Origin of the sequence: Candidatus Nitrospira neomarina, assembly GCF_032051675.1 — a bacterium.
GTDB lineage: Bacteria > Nitrospirota > Nitrospiria > Nitrospirales > UBA8639 > Nitrospira_E > Nitrospira_E neomarina.
On the sequence record NZ_CP116968.1, the window covers coordinates 4,387,145 to 4,407,860 of the forward strand.

Consider the following 20,716-nt stretch of genomic DNA (forward strand, 5'->3'; position numbering starts at 1 on the left):
GAAGGGGGGGCACCTTTTCCTGTTTGACCTGCATAAAGGTTCATGGTAGATATCGCATGAAAAAATGGCCTTGCCCGGATGGCGGAACTGGCAGACGCGCCGGACTCAAAATCCGGTTCTTTCACGAGAGTGGGAGTTCGACCCTCCCTCCGGGCACCATTACTGTCTTTAAGGTTTAATTGAAATTGAGAGAAAATTGGAAAAACAGTGTAAGTCTTTAAGTGAAATTTCTGGTATGTTAACCAAGGATTTAAAGGCAAGAATTGACTTGACAGGGGCTACCGCCTTGACTATAGTTGGTGCCCTTGATCATGAAATAAAATCGTATATATGTATTCGTTCGTTTTTTTGATTATTCACTCACACTTCCAAGGAGGAGCCACATGCGGAAGGTAGGGTATTTTGGATTAGCAATGATTTTTGCAGGCTCGGTGAGCGTGGCGGTGGCGCAAGAGCGTCCACCTCAGCATGTAGGGTATGGGACTGGTGTTGGAGACTCTCAAGGTGTAGGCGACAGGTCACGAGTGATGGACCAAGACGACATGTTGCGGTACCTTTCAGCAGATGAAACGATTCAGGGTGAAGTTGTCGGTATTGATTACGCTGGGGGAAGGCTGTGGCTCGACATGGGAGGAAGTTCCCACGATGAACGGCAAACCCTTCGTGGTGCCTTGAACTTAAAAGAGCTGTATTTTGACGACAAAACCAACATGGCAAATCTTAAAGCTATTGGCAAGGGTGATTACGTCACGATCCAAGCAGGGAATGAAACCTCCGAGGACCAAAAATTTGGAACCGGGCGAAAGTTGGTTCGTGATGTGTATGTGTTAAAGGGAAGTCAATTGTTGGGAGGAGCCGATAATCCAGGCTTTGGTGGCGGGTTTGGTCAAAAACCAGATCCTTACGCCTCAAGGGGTCTTACCGTAAAGAGTGGTGGTTATACTGGAATGCCAGAGGGTTCAGTACAGCCAGGGGAAGTCAAGTCAGGAATTACCAGCGAAGTGGGTATGGTGACCGGTGCTGCGCCTTGCTGGCAATGTGCCCCCCAACCTTCCACCATCAATGAAAAAACGGATAAGACCATTGCCACCGACTATGGCGATGATCGCAAGAACTTTAACAAGGGTACCGTTCAATAGATTTCTGATTACAAGCCATTTTTGTAGTGGAAAAGAGCGTGTCGGTCAATATCCGGCACGCTCTTTTGTTATTAGGCCCATGAAATCAATATGAATTAAAGAAAGTAAAGTTTATCTGTTCATAGCCGTCGGCGGGAGAAGCTTGAGAGATCATGGAGGAATTGGATCTTCGAGGTGTAATTTGTCCCTATAACTTTGTGAAGACGAAGCTTAAGCTGGAATCTTTAGAAAGCGGTGATCAGTTGAGGGTGTTGTTGGATGAAGGCGAACCAATTCGAAATGTCCCGCAAAGCATTACCAATGAGGGTCACCAAATCCTAAAACAAGAAAAGGTTGATCATTATTACCGTGTGGTTATTCAGAAGGTAAGTGTGTGATGGAAGTCGAGCTGGAGCTTTCAAGTAATGGTTCAAATTGCCTTTTACTCCTTTGAGGTAAGCCTTGTATTAAAAGCGTTATTTCCCCTTTAATCGATTTGCCTTTTAACTGTTGAACCACTTCTTCAATTTCTCCCCGTAGAATTTCTTCGTTGAGTTTTGTCAGTTCCCGTGTCAGGACGATGTGTCTGTTTCCCATGACAGTAGTGATGACTTGTAATGTTTTAAGAATCCGATGCTGGGTTTCAAAGACAATAATGGTACCCTTTTCTTCTTTAAGATTTTGGAAAAACTTTTCTCTGGCCCCTGGTTTTCTGGGCACAAATCCCTCAAAAATAAATCGATCCGTTGCCAAACCTGACACGCATAATGCGGTAAGAACGGAGGATGGTCCTGGAATTGGGATAAGTGGAATATTTGATTTGATCGCCTGACGAACCAGATAAAACCCAGGATCACTAATAAGAGGGGTCCCCGCATCGCAAACCAAGGCAACGGAACTTCCTTCCTGGAGCCGATGGAGGAGAATGTCGGTTTTCTCCTCCTTGTTGAAATCGTGATAACTGGTGAGTGGTGTCCCGATGTGATAATAGGTGCAAAGTTTTTGTGTGCGACGTGTGTCCTCAGCTGCAATAATGGCTACCTCTTGTAGAATGCGGATAGCCCGGAATGTCATATCTTCCAGATTTCCGATAGGTGTGCTGACAATATAGAGCGTTCCGGCCATGGTCTATTGAGGGAAAATGATATAGGGCAAGGTTGGAGATGGTACTGCGTGGGCCTGCCATTGTCCAGGAGGATCCAGTCGTACCTACCTTGTCTCTCAGTTGCCATATGAAAGGATATGAAGGATGGGTGACATCCATAGTTTGCAGGGTCAGGTGGCTCTGGTTACGGGAGGTGGAGTGGGCATTGGACGGGCCATTGCCCAGGCGTTTGTGGGACAACAGGCGGGAGTCGCTATTTGTGGAAGACGTGTGGAAGAATTAGAGCGCACAGCAGCCGATCTCATTCAGGCTGGCGGAGAAGTGCTTTCGGTACTATGCGATGTGACCCAACGGGTCGATGTTGAGCGTACCATGAAGAGGGTGATCCAGAATTTTGTAGGCTGGACATTCTTGTTAATAACGCAGGAGCATCAGGTCAAACGCCGATCCATGATCCGGATGAGTCCAAGTGGCAGAATATTCTTCAGGTGAATTTAACAGGCAGCAACTTGGTTTCTAAGCTCGCGATTCCATGTATGCTTACCCATCATTATGGATGTATCATTAATATCTCCTCCGTCCTGGGACGATTTGGCGTGAGGCAGGGTATTTGGCCTATTGTATAGCCATACATGGCATTTTAGGGTTCACCAAAGCTCTGGCACTGGAAGTCGCCTCTCAGGGCATAACGGTGAACGCTATTTGCCCAACGTGGGTGGATACCGCCATGGCCAGGCAGGGGATTGAAGAAACTGCCTCCAGCCTTGGGGTTTCGCCAGATGAATTTCGTGAAATCGCGATTAGTGCGATTCCGATAAAAAGAATGGCCGCAGCCGAGGAAGTGGCCAGTGTCGCCCTGTTCTTTGCTCACATGCGGCTAGTGCGATAACCGGTCAAGCCTTAAATGTTTGTGGTGGAACTACCGCGGCACTGTATAAGCGGATATAAGGTGTGATTTTCCTGGTCTTGGCAACGAATGAATGCTGGTAACTCATTGATTTTCTTGACCTTCTCTATGTCCAGTTCTATACTCGACATGGGTCATTGTGCATGTTCCTTTACTAGGTTGTTCAATGTCTGAATTACTGCCATATCTCACCATGGGCCTTTATTTTGGAGGCACGCTCCTTTTTCTTCTGTATCTCTGGCACCGTTCTGATGCCATCTCAAAAATTTCTCTTACGGCCACAGGTTTGGGGTTTGTTTCTCATACCACGGCCCTCATCATGGCTATGGTATCGACGGGGCATGTCCCTATCATGACATTTAAGGACGCGATGTCATTTTTTGCCTGGGGGTTAGTGCTGGTCTTTTTGGTTGTTGGCCTGAAACGAGGGTTGGAAGTGTTGGGCGCCTTTATCCTTCCACTGGCCTTTCTGTCTCTCGTTTCGGCAACCCTGGCTCCTCAGTCAGCCAGCACCCTTTCTCCGGTCTTTCAAACGGTCTGGGTGCATGTGACCCTGAGTATCCTGGGTACCATCGGATTTGCTGTGGCCTTTGTGGCCGGGCTGATGTATGTGATGCAGGAGCGTCTCTTGAAGTCCAAACAATTTAATGTGTTAGCTTTCAAGCTCCCACCGCTGGACTTTTTAGATTCTCTCAATCAACGATCTATCCTTTTTGGGTTTCCCTTATTGACCTTAGGAATTCTGACAGGGGCCGTTTCAGCCCAATTAACGATTGGGTCGTATTTGAGTTGGAACTCTGAGCAAATTTGGGCGTTAATTACCTGGTTCTTTTATTTCGCGGTCCTGATGGGAAGGGTGACGGCCGGATGGAGGGCGAAAAAAGCTGCCTATCTAACCATTGTGGGATTTGCCGGAGTAATTTTGACTTTTGTCGGCATCCTTATCAAAAGCCCTCAACCGATATCACCGTTATGAATATTATCGTGTTAGGCCTCAATCATCGGACGGCTTCCGTTGAACTTCGTGAATTACTGGCCATCCAGGATAGCCGGATGGGAGAAGCGTTGGGTCGGCTCATGGCGTATTCCGGAATTAAAGAGGCCATGTATCTGGGGACCTGCAACCGTGTTGAAGTATATGCCGTCGTGGAAAAAGGAGAATGGGGTTTTCGTCAATTGGAAGATTTTATGGTCTCAACACATTTCTCCTTATCTTCGGAGGATTTACTCCCTCACCTGTATCGATATAGTGATGACGAAGCCATCGCGCATTTATTTCGTGTATCGGCTAGTTTAGATTCCATGGTCGTGGGAGAACCACAGGTCCTGGGGCAAGTCAAAGAGGCCTATGAGCTGGCTCTGACCCATCGTTCGTCCGGAGTCATTCTTAATAAGGTCGTCAAGAAAGCTATTTCGGTAGGAAAAAGTATCCGGACGAACACGCGGATTGGGGAATATGCGGTTTCTGTCAGCTATGCCGCTGTGGAATTAGCCAAAAAAGTTTTTTCGAATTTAAAACAACGAGTCGTGTTGTTAGTCGGTGCCGGGGAGATGGGAAAGTTGGCGGCGCAACACCTGGTGAATCAGGGTGTAAAGGAGGTCCTCATTACCAATCGGAATCATCATCGTGCTTTCACACTGGCCGAGCGCTTTCATGGACAGGCGGTTCCCTATGAACAGCTTCGAAGCACGTTACCCAAGGTGGATATTGTGATATGCGCCACGGGGGCTCCTCACTATGTTATTACCAAGGATGATATCGAAATGGCGGTGTATCATCGAATGAATCGTCCCATGTTTTTGATTGATATCACAGTGCCTCGAAATATTGATCCGGCGGTCAAGGATGTTGATAACGCCTATGTGTTTGACATTGATGATCTCAAAGCCCATGTGGGGCATAATCAGGAAGAACGATTGAAAGAAGCCGAAACTGCCGAGCATATGGTCAGGGAAGAAGTCGGAAGTATGGTCGCCTGGGTTCGTGGCCTGGAAGCCACGCCCACTATTGTGGCCTTGAGAAAAAAAGCGGAAGAGATCAAACAAGGCGAGTTGGAGAAAGTCTTCGGTCGTCTGGGAGAATTGTCGCCGAAGGAGCGAGCTGCTATCGAAGGGCTGGCCTCGGCGATTGTGAATAAATTGCTCCATGGTCCGGTCGTGACCTTAAAATCAGAAGCGCAATCTCAAAATGGATTTGCGTTTATTGAAGCCGCCCGCCGGTTTTTTGAACTTCGTGAACGGGAGATTCACTCCGGAGAGATCCCGCTCCTGGAAGAGGAGACAGGTGATGGCGTCACCGAGGAGCCCCTGCCGCAGAAGGATGGTGTATGAATCAGGGGAAGAGTCGAACACGGTCTACGCTCATTGTGGGAACACGAGGAAGCCAATTGGCTATATGGCAGGCCGAATGGGTGCAAGGTCAGCTCAAAGCCCTTGCTCCGGATATTTCTGTCATTCTGAAGCGTATTCAAACCAGCGGAGATAAGATTCAAGATGTGCCGTTGGCCAAAATTGGAGGAAAAGGCCTGTTTGTCAAAGAAATCGAAGAAGCGTTGCTCAGACGAGATATTGATCTGGCCGTACATAGCATGAAAGATGTACCGTCAGAATTGCCTGAAGGGCTGGGGATTGTTTGTGTTCCCGAGCGGGAGGATCCCAGGGATGCGTTGATTGCCCGTGAAGGCCATACCTTGGCGACGTTGCCAATCGGTGCACGAGTCGGAACCAGTAGCTTGCGACGACAGGCGCAGTTGTTACATGCTCGTCCGGATCTTGAGATTGCGATGTTGCGTGGGAATGTTGATACACGACTTCGCAAGGTTCGCGAGGGTCAGTATGATGCCATTATTCTGGCCGCCTCCGGGCTCAAGCGCTTAGGATGGGATCAGGAAGTGACGGAGTATTTGTCCGTGGATGTGAGTCTGCCGGCAATTGGCCAAGGTTCATTGGGTCTGGAAGGACGGAACGATGATTCGTGGATTCGAGATCTGGTCGCTCAGTTTGAACATCGGCCAACTCGGATTGCGGTCACTGCCGAACGGGCGTTGCTTGCAGGGTTGGAAGGCGGATGCCAGGTTCCCATTGCAGGGTATGCGACACTCCAAGGGGACATCCTGACTCTGGATGGGTTAGTTACAAGCCTTGATGGGAAACGATATATCCGTCAAGTGGTATCGGGACCAGCGGGAGAAGCCGAATCAATTGGCACGCAGATGGCTGAACAATTGTTGGACGGTGGGGCGCAGCCCATTCTCCAGGAAATTTATGGGATGGCATGACCAAGTCAATTGCAATTCATGGTCGGGTGTTTTTGGTTGGAGCCGGTCCTGGAGATGCCAAGTTGCTGACCTTGCGAGGGAAAGAGTGTCTCGAGCAAGCTGACGTGGTGCTCTACGATCACCTGGCAAATCCAGAGTTGTTGAAATTTGCCCCTTCTCACGCCGAGTGTATTTACGTCGGCAGAAAAGGGCGTGGTGCTTATCGGGATCAGGCAGAGATTCACGCCTTGTTGGTTAGCAAAGCTCAAGAAGGCAAATGTGTCGTGCGACTCAAGGGGGGAGATCCTTTTGTGTTTGGCCGTGGAGGTGAAGAAGCCGAAGTGATCGCTGACGCTGAGATCCCCTTTGAAGTCGTCCCTGGAGTGACGGCTGCCGTGGCTGTGCCGGCTTATGCCGGCATTCCCGTGACACACCGGACCCTCGCCTCGACGGTTGCATTTGTGACCGGCCATGAAGATCCGACCAAACCATCGAGTGCCATGGAATGGCCGCGTTTCGCTTCGGCTGAAGGGACCCTTGTCTTTTTAATGGGCATGAAAAATCTTCCGCAGATTGTGGGCCGGCTCATTCAGGAAGGCAAGCCTGCAACGACTCCCGTTGCGGTGATCCGATGGGGGACCTATGCACGTCAACGAACAGTGGTGGGAACGTTATCCGACATTGTGGAATTAGCCTTTCAGGCAGACATGAGTCCGCCATCAGTGATTGTCGTGGGTGAAGTTGTTCGGTTACGTGAACGACTGAACTGGCATGAATCACGTCCTCTGTTTGGTCAAGGGGTTTTAGTGACCAGACCTCGTGCCCAGGCGCCGGCTCTTTCAAATTTGTTGGCGGCGCAGGGTGCGGAACCGGTGGAATGTCCTACGTTGGAGATTCATCCTCCTGATAGCTGGGCACCTGTGGATGAGGCGATTGCTGCGATTTCGACATACGACTGGGTGATTTTCACGAGTGTGAATGGCGTGCAATCCTTCATGGAACGTCTCTGGTTTCATCACAAAGATGTGAGGAGCTTGGCCGGAATCCGTCTGTGTTGTATTGGTCCTCGGACCCGGGAAGAGGCTGCTCGTTGGGGGATTGCCTCGGATCTGGTTCCCCAAGATTTTCAGGCCGAGGGGATTTTGCAGGACCTCGGCGGGTTAGGGGTCGCCAATCAACGGATATTGATTCCTCGAGCCAAAGTGGCACGGGAAATTCTTCCTGACCAGTTGAAAGCCATGGGTGCCACCGTTCATGTGGTTCATGCCTATCAAGCTCTTCCTCCTATCGTCGATATGGGCCCTCTTCGTGATCGACTGCGCAACAGGGAAATTCAATATGTGACCTTTACCAGTTCTTCAACAGTGAAAAATTTTTGCCAGTTGTTCGAGAATCGTCAAGAATTGCAGGAATTGACACGGCATTTGATCGTGGCCGTTATTGGCCCGATCACCGCTCACACCGTTCAGGAAGAAGGGCTGTCGGTGGATGTCATGGCGTTGGAAAACACGGTTCCGGCGTTGGTCGATGCCATGATCATTCACGCCCAGCAAAATCCCAAGGATACGCGATTGGTATCGTCTTCATAAATATTCTATGGTGGAGAAGGTTCTGAACACCACGTTTTGTTAACCGATAGATGGGAGGAGTAGCGTCATGGTTCCTGTAAAATCTTGTATGGTCCCGGTAGACAAAATTGTCAAAGTTGACCGGGATATTTTAGTCAAGACCGCTGCAGAAATGATGCGGGATAATGGAATCGGGAGTGTGATTGTGACCAGTGGAGAGGAAATTATCGGCATTTTAACTGATACGGATTTGGTTCGAAGGGTGGTCGCTGCGGGTGCGGACCCGATGCGGACGACGGTCGAAAAAATTATGTCCGCTCCGATTGTCAGTATCGAGGCCGATCGAACCCTGTTGGATGCAAATGATTTAATGGCTAAAGAACATATTCGGCACCTGGGAGTTACCCAGGCTGGAACCATGGTGGGGATGATTTCTGTTCGGGATCTCGTGGTCTTTTTAACAAATCTTCCTCGAAAATAAGGACGAGTATGGGATTTCCGGTTCATCGTTTACGTCGTTTGCGGCAACATGAATCCCTTCGCCGCATGGTCAGGGAGACGCACCTGAGTCCGGCTGATTTCATCTTTCCCTTGTTTGTGACCTTTGGGGAGAATAAGCAAGAACCGATCGCTTCGATGCCTGGTCAATGGCGGTGGTCTGTGGATCGGGTCGTTCAGGAAGCCAAAGATGCCTGGGAATTAGGGATTCCGGCCGTCATCTTATTTGGGATTCCTGAACACAAAGACGAGCGTGGATCTTCCGCCTATGAAAAGGATGGGATTGTTCAGCGTGCAGTTCGGGCGCTTAAAGACCATTTGCCCGATTTAATGGTGATCACCGATGTGTGTATTGATGAATATACTTCGCATGGTCATTGCGGAATTGTTCGAGACGGACGGATTCTCAATGATGAAACGCTGGAGTGCCTTCAGGCAATGGCGCTGAGTCATGTGGAAGCGGGGGTGGATATGGTTGCTCCTTCCGATATGATGGATGGCCGGGTTGCCGCGATTCGACAGGCATTGGACCAACAGGGATTTTCTGAAATGCCCATCATGGCCTATTCTGCCAAGTATGCTTCGGCGTTGTATGCTCCGTTTCGTGATGCGGCCTTTTCGAGCCCATCTTTTGGGGACCGACGGTCCTACCAAATGGATGCAGCCAATGCGAGGGAAGCGTTGCGTGAGGTGGAACTGGACATTCAGGAGGGGGCCGATATCGTGATGGTGAAGCCAGCCTTGTTTTATTTGGATATTCTGCGACGAGTTCGCGAACTTGTGGCCGTTCCCGTGGCGGCGTATCAAGTGAGTGGGGAATACAGCATGATCAAGGCCGGTGCGCAGTTAGGCTGGGTCAATGAAGCTTCGGTGATGATGGAAAGTTTACTCGCGATTAAACGCGCAGGGGCGGATTTGATCCTCACATATTTTGCCAAAGAGGCTGCATGTCTCCTCACCCGTGACGGTGTATGAAAATTTCTCGAGGATTACCGACGGTTCGTCCCGCTCCCTGTCCTGTTCTCACCATTGGCAATTTTGATGGCCAGCATTTGGGACACCGTGCTCTTGTACAGGCTGTCGTAGATTGTGCCCGGCAGATCAATGGATATCCTATGGTGTTGTCCTTTGCTCCGCATCCTGTCGAGGTGTTGCGTCCCGGCTCTGTCCATAAATTTTTATCTGATGACCATGAAAAGATTGCGTTCTTTGAACGTCTAGGAGTCGGGGAGCTGGTGATTCTCCCTTTCACCAAGGAATTAGCCGGTCTTCGGCCGGATGAGTTTGTTCGTCAGGTTCTCCATGACGGGCTTGGAATCCGAAAGCTGTTTGTTGGAGAAAATTTTGTATTCGGTAAGGAACGAAGTGGAGGAGTGAAGGATCTGATTGCATTGGGGACACAAGCAGATTTTTCGGTTGAGCCAATGGCGCCCGTCATTGTGGGACAGAAGGTGGTGAGTTCGACGCGCATTCGCCAATGCCTGACCGTTGGAGACGTGGGGCAGGGTGCACAATGTTTGGGGCGCCCTTATATGCTAGAGGGTATTGTGATTTCCGGGGAGAAGCGAGGGAAACAGTTTGGATGGCCGACGGCCAATCTTCGACTCCCCGGGCATCGTGTTCTTCCTGCGGATGGTGTGTATGCCACCCTGACAGTGTTGAAAGGGGAATGTCTGGATTCCATTGCCTATATCGGCACGCGGCCAACGTTTTCTGAAGAGGAACGTTTATTGGAAGTGCATATGTTTGATAAGACTCTTCAGCTATATGGGGAAGATATTTCAGTGCATTTTATTGAAAGAGTGCGAGGGGATATGGTGTTTGCCAATTCCCAGGATCTCGTGAGTCAAATGGACCAGGATGGCCGGCGAGCCAGGGAGATCTTGCGGAACTATTCAGGAGGACCACGAATTCCTGCGGTCGTTCAGGGGGAAAGTGTATAGATGAATCGTTTAAGTCCCGTGGTTGGAATGGAAGGAAAAGTTGATCGGGCTATTCGAGCTAAGGGATTATTGGCGTCTGGAGATCGGATCGTGGCGGCGGTTTCCGGCGGCCCTGATTCTGTAGCCCTTTTTAGGTGTTTGGTGGAGTTGCGCACCCGGTGGCATTGGGACATCAGTATTGGACATGTGGACCATGGATTTCGCGGAGCTGAAAGTGAAGGGGATGCGAAGTTCGTGCAGGATTTAGGTGAAAGATTTGGAGTGCCCGTTATGGTTCGCCGGCTCCATCTGAATAAAGATGACGCAAAATTGAAGAAGGAGTCACTCCAGGAATATGCCAGAAGAGCGCGGTACCGGGCATTAGAGCAAATGGTCCTTGACCGAAAGGCAACAAAGTTAGTGCTTGGTCATACGGCAGACGATCAAGCCGAGACGGTTCTTATGTGGATGCTACGTGGGTGTGGAACCGGTGGATTAGGCGGCATCCCTCCCAAACGAGGAATGTATGTCGTTCGTCCCTTGCTTGATATCCATCGAAGTGAGATTGTGGCGTATCTGAAGGAGAGGGAGGAGGAATCCAGATTGGATTCCTCCAATGTTCAACCGGTGTATCTCCGGAATCGCATTCGTCAGCACCTGATTCCTCAATTGAAACAGTACTCGCCAGGGATTGTGAACGTGTTGACCCGGCAGGCACATATACTACGGGATGATCATGCATACCTGGAGACATTAGCGGATGAAGCGTTCCAGCGCACGTGTATGTCAGACGTCATGGGAGAACGGCAATTTGACCGTATGGCGCTTTTAAACGTACCGTTACCTATTCGTCGGAGGGTGGTCCGCCAGAGTCTTCAGATCATTGCGGGACACCAGCAGAGTCCGAGGTTCGACTTTGTGGAACGGGTATTAGATCGGTTAGAGCATGGGCAGTCGGGTTGGACGATGGAATTTAATGGCATGCGGGTTGGACAGGAATATGATCGTCTGGTGATGTGCTCCTGTGAGGAAATGCATCAACCTGATAAGGATTATTCCAAGGTAAGCGTGATGCCTTTATCCATCCCTGGTGAGGTGGTTTGGCTCCCCACGGGGCACCATTTTTCAGTTTCCAGAAAATTATCTCCAGTAATGAATGGCCAGGCGACCCACTCAGAGATTTATCTTGATCCGGCGAAATTTACTCCTGAATTAATGTTACGACGTTGGATGCCTGGAGATATTTTTTGTCCCAAGGGACTTGGTGGCCGACAAAAAAAAATCCAGGATTTTTTTTCGGATCTTAAATTGCCCCGTTCCCAGCGGAACAAGGTGCCTTTATTGGTTGCCCCTGAGGGAATTGTTTGGGTTGCTGGATTACGAGCAGATGAACGTTTCCAGGTTTCATCATCTACGACCTCGGTCGTCGTGGCCAGGATGATCATGTAATATGGAAGTCTCTATGGATCAAATATTTGGAAAACCCCTGGTGACGCAAGAAGCCATGAGGGCGCGCATTAAGGATCTGGGCAAGCAAATTTCTCAGGATTATCAAGATAAGGATCTTTTGGTTGTCGGGGTGCTCAAAGGGGCCTATGTGTTTTTTGCCGATCTGGTTCGAGTCATCCGATTGCCTATTCAGATTGATTTTCTGATTGCCAAAAGTCACAAAACCATCGGTAGTTCGGCCAAAAAGGTGAAAGTGTGGTCAGAGTTGACAGAAAAGATTCATAATCGCCATGTGTTGCTGGTAGAAGATATCGTGGACTCTGGAGTAACTGCTCAGTTTTTAGTCAAAACGTTGATGAGGAAGAAGCCAGCCTCTGTGGCTGTCTGCGCGTTGATTAGTAAGCCTGCCAATCGGAAGGTGGAGGTTGATTTGCGGTATGTGGGGTTTGAAGTGCCTTCGACCTATGTTGTGGGATATGGGCTGGATTTTAAGCAAAAATATCGAAATCTTCCTTACCTAGCTAAACTCGACCCAAAGTTGGTTCGAGAAGACTCGCAGGCTTAATGCGGTTGTCAGTTCTAAAAAGTGCGTGATAGAATCAATTGGTTAAGCTAATGGCTGGACGTTACGGCTCTTTATGACATTTGAATTGCTAAGGGGGTTACCCTCGGTATGAATTCTCGGGTGAAAAACTTACTGTTTTGGGTGTTTGTCTGTTTGTTCATGATTTTGTTGTTCAATCTCTTTACGGTGCCCAATCAGCATCCTGAAGATCCCGTCATCTTTAGTGACTTTATGGCTCACTTGGAAAAAGGGGATGTTGAACGAGTTATCATCAAGAACAATAATATCAGTGCGATTTTGAAAGATGGTACCCGGATCCAAACCTATTCGGTTGAGTATCCAGACCTGGTTAAGGTTTTGCAGGAAAAATCCGTACAAATTGAAGCCAAACCACCTGAAGATAATCCCTGGTACATCACCTTCCTGCTCTCCTGGGGACCATTTGTACTCTTTTTGGGATTGTGGTTTTTCCTGATGCGTCAAATGCAGATGGGCGGCAACCGGGCTCTGTCCTTTGGGAAAAGCCGTGCCCGCCTTCTGACCGAGGAGAAGAAAAAAATTACGTTTGCGGATGTCGCGGGGGTGGATGAGGCAAAAGAGGAAGTGGTGGAAATCATTGATTTTCTGAAAGACCCCGCAAAATTCCAAAAATTAGGGGGGCGTATTCCTAAGGGAGTCTTGATTGTTGGGCCTCCAGGTACGGGAAAAACCCTGTTAGCCAAAGCGATTGCTGGCGAGGCTGGTGTGCCGTTTTTCAGCATTAGTGGATCGGATTTTGTAGAAATGTTTGTCGGAGTTGGGGCTTCCCGGGTTCGAGATCTCTTTGAGCAGGGGAAAAAGCATGCGCCATGTATCATTTTTATTGATGAAATCGATGCGGTAGGCCGATTGCGTGGCGCCGGTCTTGGGGGAGGGCATGATGAACGGGAGCAAACACTCAATCAATTATTAGTTGAAATGGATGGGTTTGATACCACGGAAGGCGTGATCCTGATTGCGGCGACCAATAGGCCTGATGTGCTGGACCCTGCCTTGTTAAGACCAGGCCGGTTTGATCGGCAAGTTGTCGTGAATCGTCCTGACGTTCGTGGGAGAGGGGAAATTCTCAAGGTTCATACTAAAAAAGTCCCTGTCTCGTCAGATGTGGATTTGGAACAAATTGCCAGAGGGACTCCAGGTTTCTCCGGGGCTGATTTGGAAAATCTGGTTAACGAAGCCGCCTTGTGGGCTGCTCGCCTGGATAAAAAAACTGTTGACCAAATCGACTTTGAAAACGCCAAAGATAAGGTCTTAATGGGGGTCGAACGCAAGAGCATGGTTCTGACTGAGGAAGAAAAGCGCACGACGGCGTTTCATGAGGCTGGTCATGCTTTGATGGCGAAACTCTTACCAGGAACGGATCCTGTTCATAAGGTCACCATTATCCCTCGGGGGCGGGCTTTGGGCATGACGATGCAACTGCCCATCGATGACCGACATAGTTACTCGAAGGACTTTTTGTACAACACACTCTCCATTCTGTTTGGGGGACGCGTGGCTGAAGAATTAATATTTAAAAGCGTGACGACTGGGGCTGGAAACGATATTGAGCGGGCCACTGATTTGGCGAGAAAAATGGTTTGCGAATGGGGTATGAGTGAAAAATTAGGTCCGTTGACATTTGGGAAAAAAGACGAAGAAGTTTTCCTTGGACGTGATTTTGGTTCTCGTCGAGATTTTAGTGATCAAGTGGCTTTAGAAATCGACAAGGAAGTGAAACGGCTTGTAGTTGAATCTTATGAACGAACAACCAGGATGCTAACCGAACACATTCATACATTACGGGCCATCGCTGAAGCGTTGTTGGAAAAAGAGGTGTTAGACGGCATCGAAATTGAAAAAATTGTTCAACAGTCATCTTCGCTTGAGCAAGCTGCAGCAGTGTAACGAGATTTCCCAATTTTTCATCAATTGATAGCCAGGGAATTTTCGTCTCCAGCTGAGCTGGTTTATTTCCATACACCCCCTTATGAAAAAATCAAATGTTGGAACCCCTTGTTTCCATTGAGATCATGTTTCTTTATCCACCGTGGGTATAGAGCATGTTAATTGGGCCCATCACTATTGTGAGGGCTTCCCCCCTAAGAGTTTTTCTACCAAACATACCCCCACTTTTCTTTGTCCATTCGCGGCTTTTCTACTCGTTCAATTTGTTGAAATGTATAGAGCAGCAAGTCCTATTTAATAGTTACAACCCATCATGACAATGAGTTGGTTAACCGCATAAGCACATGAAACCCGCAGCTGTCGCTGGTTCCACTTTTTCTGCAATCCGATGCCGGGAAAAGACAATACCCATTGGGTCAAAGGTCTTAATTATGGGTATTTTGAATATGACCCCGGATTCTTTTTCTGAGGATGGACATTTCCTCAACCCTGAGGCAGCCATTGAACGAGCACAACAGATGATTGCCGAGGGAGCGGACGTAATTGATATCGGGGGAGAATCGACGAGGCCTGGAGCGTTATATGTGGACAAGGATGAGGAAATAAATCGCATTGCTCCCATTCTGACCGTGTTGAGAAAACTCACCAATATCCCGATTTCTATTGATACCCGCAAAGCTGCTGTGGCTCGAACCGCATTGGATCTAGGAGCCGATATCATCAATGATGTGAGCGCACTTCAAGATGATCCTCGAATGGCTCAATTAATTCAAGAAACCGGAGCGGGGTTGGTCCTTATGCACCGGCAAGGGCATAGTATAAATATGCAGCATGCCCCGCAATATAATGATGTCATAGTTGAAATTAAAGACTTTTTATCTGAACGGGTCTCCATGGCTCGATCGATGGGGATTCCGGCCGATCATATTATGATTGATCCGGGAATCGGGTTTGGAAAAACCCTTGATCATAATTTAAAAATTCTTGGTAACATTGGGGAATTTCTTCCATTGGGACACCCTATTTTAATTGGGGTGTCACGGAAAGCCTTTATTGGCACATTAACGGGAAAGCCGGTTGGAAAACGGGAATTCGGGAATGCTGTTGCGGTGGCCGCTGCTGTCTGGCAGGGAGCACATATGGTACGGGTACATGAGGTGGGGGCCATGCACGATGCTATTAAGGTGGCTCAAGCTTTACAAAATTTGTGCGACAAGTAATAGGGTCGGTGGTAAGATCTCTCCCCGCGGCGTTTTCATCGCTTCGTCCGGCTTACGACAATTGCTTGGCCTGGATTGTTTGAATTGTCTTTCCAGGCCTTTGATGCGCTTTTGAGTGGTGCGACAACATATATTTTCCCTCATTCATTTTGTTTTATGGTCTGAGTTCATTACTAAAAAAAAGGGAATCAAATGGGGAAACTATTCGGTACGGATGGGGTGCGTGGGGTCGCGAACCTGGATCCGATGACTAGCGAAATGGCCATGAAATTAGGACGGGCGGCAGCCCATGTTTTTCGTAAACGTGATGGACGACATAAAATCATCATTGGAAAAGATACTCGTGTGTCCGGGTATATGCTGGAGTCTGCCTTAACTGCCGGACTGTGCTCTATGGGTGTGGATGTCTTATTAGTCGGACCCTTGCCGACCCCGGCAATTGCGTTCATGACCCGTAGTTTGAGAGCCGATGCCGGGGTGATGATTTCTGCTTCTCACAATCCCTATCAGGATAATGGCATAAAGTTTTTCTCGAATGACGGGATGAAATTGCCGGATGAACTGGAACATCGTATCGAAAATCTTATTCTTTCCAATGAAATAGAGCATATTCGACCGACCGCTGACGCCATCGGGAAAGCCTATCGCATTGATGATGCTGAAGGACGATATATTGAGTTCGTCAAGCGTTCGCTTCCCCGTGAAATGGATTTTCAGAATATGCGAATTGTCTTGGATTGTGCTCATGGAGCAGCGTATCACGTTTTTCCAAAGGTCATTCATGAACTAGGCGCGAAAGTCTGGGTGATGGGCAATGAACCTGACGGTCTCAATATAAATGACGGGTGTGGCGCAGTGCACCCGGAACGATTACAGCAGATGGTTCGAGACCGGAAGGCCGACATCGGTATTGCCCTCGACGGAGATGCGGATCGGGCTTTGTTTGTCTGTGAGAAGGGACAGGTGGTGGATGGAGATCATGCCTTGGCGGCTTTTGCTCTTGACCTTAAACGGCTAGGCCGGTTACGACACAATACCGTGGTCGGAACGGTAATGAGTAATTTTGGGTTTGAGGTCTGTATGCGAGAGGCTGGTATCAATTTGGTACGAACGGCTGTTGGGGATCGATATATCTTGGAGCGAATGGTGGCTGAAGATTTTAATCTGGGTGGAGAGCAATCCGGCCATATGATCTTTTTGGATTATCATACGAGTGGTGATGGAATGATCTCCGGCTTGCAAATGCTGAAGCTGATGAAGCGAGCTCAAAAACCATTGTCGGAAATTGCCATGTGTATGCATTCTACCCCTCAAGTGTTGGTGGGGGTCACCGTTCCCCACAAGCCTGACCTGCAGAGCCTTCCACAGTTACAGCAGGCTATTCAAGACAAAGAGCGGGCGATGAATGGAACCGGACGGATTCTTGTACGCTATTCCGGTACGGAACCGTTGCTGCGAGTGATGGTTGAAGGTCAAGATAACCAGGTCATTCAGGAGATTGCAGAAGATTTAATCACAGTTGTGAAGTCCTGCATTCAGTAAAGATCAGGCCGCTGTCGCCGGTCTTGCTAAAGAGTTTCATTAACCCTATGCATTGTCCTATGTGATACTCCATGGAGTAGTGTCCTACCTCACCGGGCTGTGGTTGGGCCCGTTTCTAACCTTCTTCCCCCTATCCCTTTTGGGGGCTCTTTTTATTTTTGGGTGCATTCTCACCTGGTTTGAACAACACCGACGCCTAACTCGAAAGACCGGATTCATCCTGTTTGCCCTTGTGGTGGGAGGAATCGGCCATGCTTATTGGGCAGCAACCACGCAATGGGATTCGAATCTAGTTATCGAGGCGGATGCACAGCCCATCTTCCTTGAAGGAACTATTGTCGCACCGGTCAGGCAGACCCCGGATGGACTGATTTTGCTGGTGGAGGCGACCCATATGGTGAAACAGGGAGAAGAGCAGATGGCTCGTGGGCGAATCCGTCTCACTTGGCGGGAACCAGGTGCTTCTACATTAATTTACGGTGATCATGTCGCCTTTATGGCCCGAGTACGCGAACCCTATGGAACCATGAACCCTGGCGGATTTCATTATGGACGATATCTAAAACGCCAAGGAATTCATGCTGTCGCGTCCGTGCAAGGCCCGGAAGGCATCCGGATTCAGGGCTCCCCAGAGCCGACCACCCGTGGGTTTATATTGGGTGTGGTCGATCGCTGGCGCCAATCGATTCATCATGCGGCGGTCTCCAGTCTCACAAATCCTGCATTGGGATTGTTCCTAGGGATGGTATTGGGAGAGCAAAGTTATATTGAGTCGGATATTCGGGACGCTTTTATGGCCAGCGGAACCGTGCATATTCTCTCGATCTCCGGGTCTCATTTAGGGTTATTGGCCTTGTTGATTTTTGCCGGAGCACGATGGAGCCTGCGCCAGTTACCGACGGTTTGGCTGGAACAACTCTCGTTACGACTCACCGCTACACGGTTTGCGGTCCTAATCACATTGCCGGCCGTCTCGTTTTATACCTTGCTGGCGGGAGCGGAAATGGCAACGGTCCGCTCATGGATCATGATCGTGGTATGTTGTGCCGGCATATGGTTGGGAAGGGAACGCAATCTGGTGACGGCGTTAGCGCTAGCCGCGCTTCTTATGGTATTGCCGCATCCGGAGGCGATTCGGGATATTTCTTTCCAGTTATCATATCTCTCAGTTGCTGCAATTGCCCTCGTGGTTCAGGCCCGGAAAGAAAAAGAATCCAATCTATCCGGATTAGATGCAGCCTTCCCAACAGAAAAACCGACATGGCTCTTGGGTTTCTGGCAAAAGGTCGTGCTAGCCTGGCTGATGACCCTCGCAGTCAGCTTGACCACCTTGCCTTTGGTCGCCCATGACTTTCATCAAATACCGTGGCTGGGGTTATTGGCAAATATGGTGATTGTGCCCTTCGTCGGCACGATAATGATTCCTCTGGGTTTGTTGTCAGGGATGATGGTCTTAGTGGGGGGAGGAGGAATTCTTCCTTTGGCCAGTCTGAATCAATGGGCCTTCGACTGGCTCGCGCAGGTGGTGATGATACTCTCACATGTTCCCGGAGCGGCCTGGTATGTTGCATCGCCGAGCTTGAGTTCGATGATCGTCTTTTGGGGACTGTTGGCCGTGGTTGTGGCTATGTGGCATCGGCAGCTGATCCGATGGGGGTGTGGCACAATCCTGCTCGCGATCCTTCTGTGGTGGGGATGGTCCCCGCGCACAGGGTGGGATCCAGGAACCGTACGAGTCACGTTCCTGGATGTGGGACAAGGTGATGCCACCCTCATTGAATTACCCGACGGTCAAACCGTTTTGATCGATGGTGGACCTTCCTACCGACGCTTGGATATGGGACGGGCGGTCATCGGACCGTATCTCTGGAATCGGGGTATCCGAAGGCTGGATCATGTGGTTGCAACGCATCCGCAATGGGATCATGTGGGTGGCCTGCCGTGGGTGTTGGATACGTTCGAGGTGGGACAATATTGGGATAATGGCATCTCTCGCCCTGAACGGTTTTTTTCTCGTCTCCACCTGGCGGTGAAATCTGCCGGACTTCAGGAACAGACAAGCACAGCAGGAACTGTCATTGTCAGCCCAGGACCTTGCTCGCTGATTGTGCTGAATCCTTCCCCTCGCCAAGGGACGGAGCAAAATGTTTCCTGGACAGTGTCTAGTGGAAAAGATCTTAATAATCGATCGCTCGTCACCAGACTCGAATGCGGGCTGCATTCATTTTTGTTCACGGCCGATGCGGAACAGCAATCTCTGAATGAATTGCTGCAGGTTTCTAGTGGTCTTTCTGCCCGCATCGTGAAAGTACCGCATCATGGAGCGAAAAGTTCTCTGCATCGTGAATGGGTGAATCGCCTTCAAGCTGAGGCGATGGTTGTTTCGGTGGGCGTCCATAACCGGTATGGACATCCAGCTCCTGAGGTGTTGGATGCCTATAAACAGCGAGGCCTTCCTGTATACCGAACTGATCGCGATGGAGCGGTCTGGTTCATCGCACATCTCGGATCAGACGACATGATCGTGCGAACAGCGAGGGAGGGGAGTCTGCTCCAGGTTCAAGCCGGCCCGCGTATGTGGGAAGAGGAATGGGGCAATTGGACTCGAGTATGGAATCGATAAAAAGGGTTTTTCCTATAACCTGCCATGTGGACCTCGGGGTCTTCCTTCCCATTGGCCTTTTCGCCACATTGCGAATCTGTCGTGGACATTTTACGATAAAGTTGCCGTATTCGATAACTGGTGCAGGGGATGGTCTATTCCCACATATGAGGAAGAGTGTTGTGTCAAATTTTGTATCAACGTTGTCAGCCACTGTCGGGGACAGATGTGTCAGCCACAGATAAAATATTTATCAAGATCGGTTATTGTCAGTAAAGGAGTCTCATGGCGAATCAAGAGCAATTGAAGCTCATCAAGGCGGGGGTAAATGTCTGGAATGCATGGAGAAAAGCCAATCCTTCCATTCGCATAGATTTGAGTGGGGGAAACTTTTCCAGACTGGAATTGTCCTGTGTCGATTTGGCCGGTGCCAACTTGCAAGATGTCAATTTCAATCACGCGGATCTTTCAGGTGCCATATTGTCCGGGGCTAATTTGACTGAGTCCAGTTTGTTGGAAACAAATTTGACCGGCGCGAACTTGGAAAATGCGAATGTGAGTGACGCGGATCTTCTTCGGGCCATACTCATACGGGCGAATCTTGAGCGGGCACATCTCGCCAAAACGGATTTAACAGGGGCAGATCTCACCGAAGCGAATCTGACTGAAGCGAATCTTCTCTTGGCCAATTTGCAAGGCGCAAAACTCATTGAAGCCAATTTGGAGGGATGTAAGCTGCGAGAGGCAAACCTGAGCCAGGCGAATCTTGCTAGCGCCAATATTGGTCGTGCTGATTTGGCGCAGGCTAATCTCAAGCAAGCGAATTTAGGGGGTGCGAATGTTGAGCAGGCTTCACTGATTCAGGTGAATTTGCAGGAAGCTAATCTTCAGGACCTGTACAACATGACTCTCCTACAATTGTCAAAAGCCAGATCGTTGCGGCAGGCTCGACTTGACCCGTCAATCTATGCACAGCTTTTAAGGGAGTATCCTCATGTATGTGGGGAGGATTAGTTAAGAAACTTTGTGAAATGGTA

18 protein-coding genes, 1 tRNA gene and 1 pseudogene are annotated in these 20,716 nt (G+C 49.3%); 19 read left to right on the top strand and 1 reads right to left on the bottom strand.

Annotated elements, in window-relative coordinates:
- Nucleotides 1-72 precede the first annotated feature (72 nt).
- The 3 genes from PQG83_RS19040 to PQG83_RS19050 all read left to right on the top strand — a co-directional run bounded on the left by PQG83_RS19040 (nucleotide 73) and on the right by PQG83_RS19050 (nucleotide 1,516).
- Nucleotides 73-159, top strand: a tRNA-Leu gene (locus PQG83_RS19040).
- Nucleotides 160-383: 224 nt separating this feature from the next.
- On the top strand, nucleotides 384-1,139 hold the full coding sequence (locus tag PQG83_RS19045) for a hypothetical protein (RefSeq protein ID WP_312744417.1): 756 nt from the start codon (nucleotides 384-386) through the stop codon (nucleotides 1,137-1,139).
- 152 nt (nucleotides 1,140-1,291) lie between these two features.
- On the top strand, nucleotides 1,292-1,516 hold the full coding sequence (locus PQG83_RS19050; RefSeq protein ID WP_312744418.1) for a sulfurtransferase TusA family protein: 225 nt from the start codon (nucleotides 1,292-1,294) through the stop codon (nucleotides 1,514-1,516).
- Here PQG83_RS19050 and rsmI read toward each other — a convergent pair.
- Nucleotides 1,494-2,243 (bottom strand): 16S rRNA (cytidine(1402)-2'-O)-methyltransferase, encoded by a 750-nt coding sequence (rsmI, locus tag PQG83_RS19055; RefSeq protein WP_312744419.1) that lies wholly within the window; start codon nucleotides 2,241-2,243, stop codon nucleotides 1,494-1,496. The genes PQG83_RS19050 and rsmI overlap by 23 nt on opposite strands.
- Before the next feature lie 124 nt (nucleotides 2,244-2,367).
- On the opposite strand from rsmI, the pseudogene PQG83_RS19060 reads away from it, so the two are divergent.
- The 16 genes and pseudogenes from PQG83_RS19060 to PQG83_RS19135 all read left to right on the top strand — a co-directional run bounded on the left by PQG83_RS19060 (nucleotide 2,368) and on the right by PQG83_RS19135 (nucleotide 20,693).
- Nucleotides 2,368-2,849, top strand: a pseudogene (locus PQG83_RS19060) (SDR family NAD(P)-dependent oxidoreductase).
- On the top strand, nucleotides 2,834-3,112 hold the full coding sequence (locus PQG83_RS19065; protein ID WP_312744422.1) for an SDR family oxidoreductase: 279 nt from the start codon (nucleotides 2,834-2,836) through the stop codon (nucleotides 3,110-3,112). The pseudogene PQG83_RS19060 and the gene PQG83_RS19065 overlap by 16 nt, the downstream one beginning before the upstream one ends.
- A 184-nt stretch (nucleotides 3,113-3,296) precedes the next feature.
- Complete coding sequence (locus PQG83_RS19070) at nucleotides 3,297-4,106, top strand: cytochrome C assembly family protein (RefSeq protein WP_312744423.1); 810 nt, start codon at nucleotides 3,297-3,299, stop codon at nucleotides 4,104-4,106.
- On the top strand, nucleotides 4,103-5,461 hold the full coding sequence (gene hemA / locus PQG83_RS19075; protein WP_312744425.1) for a glutamyl-tRNA reductase: 1,359 nt from the start codon (nucleotides 4,103-4,105) through the stop codon (nucleotides 5,459-5,461). The genes PQG83_RS19070 and hemA overlap by 4 nt, the downstream gene beginning before the upstream one ends.
- Nucleotides 5,458-6,408 carry a hydroxymethylbilane synthase gene (gene hemC, locus PQG83_RS19080; protein ID WP_312744428.1) on the top strand — a complete coding sequence of 317 codons (951 nt, stop codon included), beginning with the start codon at nucleotides 5,458-5,460 and terminating at the stop codon, nucleotides 6,406-6,408. Before hemA ends, hemC begins: the two co-directional genes overlap by 4 nt.
- A complete protein-coding gene (gene cobA, locus PQG83_RS19085) occupies nucleotides 6,405-7,976 on the top strand; it encodes a uroporphyrinogen-III C-methyltransferase (protein WP_312744430.1) in 1,572 nt (523 codons plus the stop codon). Before hemC ends, cobA begins: the two co-directional genes overlap by 4 nt.
- A 67-nt stretch (nucleotides 7,977-8,043) precedes the next feature.
- A complete protein-coding gene (locus PQG83_RS19090) occupies nucleotides 8,044-8,436 on the top strand; it encodes a CBS domain-containing protein (protein ID WP_312744432.1) in 393 nt (130 codons plus the stop codon).
- Nucleotides 8,437-8,444: 8 nt separating this feature from the next.
- Nucleotides 8,445-9,428, top strand: coding sequence for a porphobilinogen synthase (gene hemB / locus PQG83_RS19095; RefSeq protein ID WP_312744435.1), 984 nt, complete (start codon nucleotides 8,445-8,447; stop codon nucleotides 9,426-9,428).
- On the top strand, nucleotides 9,425-10,396 hold the full coding sequence (locus tag PQG83_RS19100; RefSeq protein WP_312744436.1) for a bifunctional riboflavin kinase/FAD synthetase: 972 nt from the start codon (nucleotides 9,425-9,427) through the stop codon (nucleotides 10,394-10,396). The genes hemB and PQG83_RS19100 overlap by 4 nt, the downstream gene beginning before the upstream one ends.
- Entirely contained in the window at nucleotides 10,397-11,824 is a 1,428-nt protein-coding gene (gene tilS / locus PQG83_RS19105) for a tRNA lysidine(34) synthetase TilS (RefSeq protein WP_312744437.1), read from the top strand.
- A 13-nt stretch (nucleotides 11,825-11,837) separates the two neighbouring features.
- Nucleotides 11,838-12,389, top strand: a complete 552-nt coding sequence (hpt, locus tag PQG83_RS19110) for a hypoxanthine phosphoribosyltransferase (RefSeq protein WP_312744439.1) — start codon at nucleotides 11,838-11,840, stop codon at nucleotides 12,387-12,389.
- A 108-nt stretch (nucleotides 12,390-12,497) separates the two neighbouring features.
- Nucleotides 12,498-14,315: an ATP-dependent zinc metalloprotease FtsH gene (gene ftsH, locus PQG83_RS19115; protein ID WP_312646477.1), complete on the top strand. Its 1,818-nt coding sequence runs from the start codon at nucleotides 12,498-12,500 to the stop codon at nucleotides 14,313-14,315.
- Between the two features lie 431 nt (nucleotides 14,316-14,746).
- Nucleotides 14,747-15,535: a dihydropteroate synthase gene (folP, locus tag PQG83_RS19120; protein WP_312744441.1), complete on the top strand. Its 789-nt coding sequence runs from the start codon at nucleotides 14,747-14,749 to the stop codon at nucleotides 15,533-15,535.
- A 192-nt stretch (nucleotides 15,536-15,727) separates the two neighbouring features.
- On the top strand, nucleotides 15,728-17,077 hold the full coding sequence (gene glmM / locus PQG83_RS19125) for a phosphoglucosamine mutase (RefSeq protein WP_312744443.1): 1,350 nt from the start codon (nucleotides 15,728-15,730) through the stop codon (nucleotides 17,075-17,077).
- Nucleotides 17,078-17,156: 79 nt separating this feature from the next.
- Nucleotides 17,157-19,700 (top strand): DNA internalization-related competence protein ComEC/Rec2, encoded by a 2,544-nt coding sequence (locus PQG83_RS19130; protein WP_312744445.1) that lies wholly within the window; start codon nucleotides 17,157-17,159, stop codon nucleotides 19,698-19,700.
- A 264-nt stretch (nucleotides 19,701-19,964) separates the two neighbouring features.
- The gene (locus PQG83_RS19135; protein ID WP_312744446.1) at nucleotides 19,965-20,693 is read left to right on the top strand and encodes a pentapeptide repeat-containing protein; all 729 of its coding nucleotides are present in this window, start codon (nucleotides 19,965-19,967) and stop codon (nucleotides 20,691-20,693) included.
- Nucleotides 20,694-20,716 lie beyond the last annotated feature (23 nt).

Coding starts and splice junctions, on each gene's coding strand:
- PQG83_RS19045 (WP_312744417.1), top strand. CDS start 384: ATGCGGAAGGTAGGGTATTTTGGATTAGCAATGATTTTTGCAGGCTCG.
- PQG83_RS19050 (WP_312744418.1), top strand. CDS start 1,292: ATGGAGGAATTGGATCTTCGAGGTGTAATTTGTCCCTATAACTTTGTG.
- rsmI (WP_312744419.1), bottom strand. CDS start 2,243: ATGGCCGGAACGCTCTATATTGTCAGCACACCTATCGGAAATCTGGAA.
- PQG83_RS19070 (WP_312744423.1), top strand. CDS start 3,297: ATGTCTGAATTACTGCCATATCTCACCATGGGCCTTTATTTTGGAGGC.
- hemA (WP_312744425.1), top strand. CDS start 4,103: ATGAATATTATCGTGTTAGGCCTCAATCATCGGACGGCTTCCGTTGAA.
- hemC (WP_312744428.1), top strand. CDS start 5,458: ATGAATCAGGGGAAGAGTCGAACACGGTCTACGCTCATTGTGGGAACA.
- cobA (WP_312744430.1), top strand. CDS start 6,405: ATGACCAAGTCAATTGCAATTCATGGTCGGGTGTTTTTGGTTGGAGCC.
- PQG83_RS19090 (WP_312744432.1), top strand. CDS start 8,044: ATGGTTCCTGTAAAATCTTGTATGGTCCCGGTAGACAAAATTGTCAAA.
- hemB (WP_312744435.1), top strand. CDS start 8,445: ATGGGATTTCCGGTTCATCGTTTACGTCGTTTGCGGCAACATGAATCC.
- PQG83_RS19100 (WP_312744436.1), top strand. CDS start 9,425: ATGAAAATTTCTCGAGGATTACCGACGGTTCGTCCCGCTCCCTGTCCT.
- tilS (WP_312744437.1), top strand. CDS start 10,397: ATGAATCGTTTAAGTCCCGTGGTTGGAATGGAAGGAAAAGTTGATCGG.
- hpt (WP_312744439.1), top strand. CDS start 11,838: ATGGATCAAATATTTGGAAAACCCCTGGTGACGCAAGAAGCCATGAGG.
- ftsH (WP_312646477.1), top strand. CDS start 12,498: ATGAATTCTCGGGTGAAAAACTTACTGTTTTGGGTGTTTGTCTGTTTG.
- folP (WP_312744441.1), top strand. CDS start 14,747: ATGGGTATTTTGAATATGACCCCGGATTCTTTTTCTGAGGATGGACAT.
- glmM (WP_312744443.1), top strand. CDS start 15,728: ATGGGGAAACTATTCGGTACGGATGGGGTGCGTGGGGTCGCGAACCTG.
- PQG83_RS19135 (WP_312744446.1), top strand. CDS start 19,965: ATGGCGAATCAAGAGCAATTGAAGCTCATCAAGGCGGGGGTAAATGTC.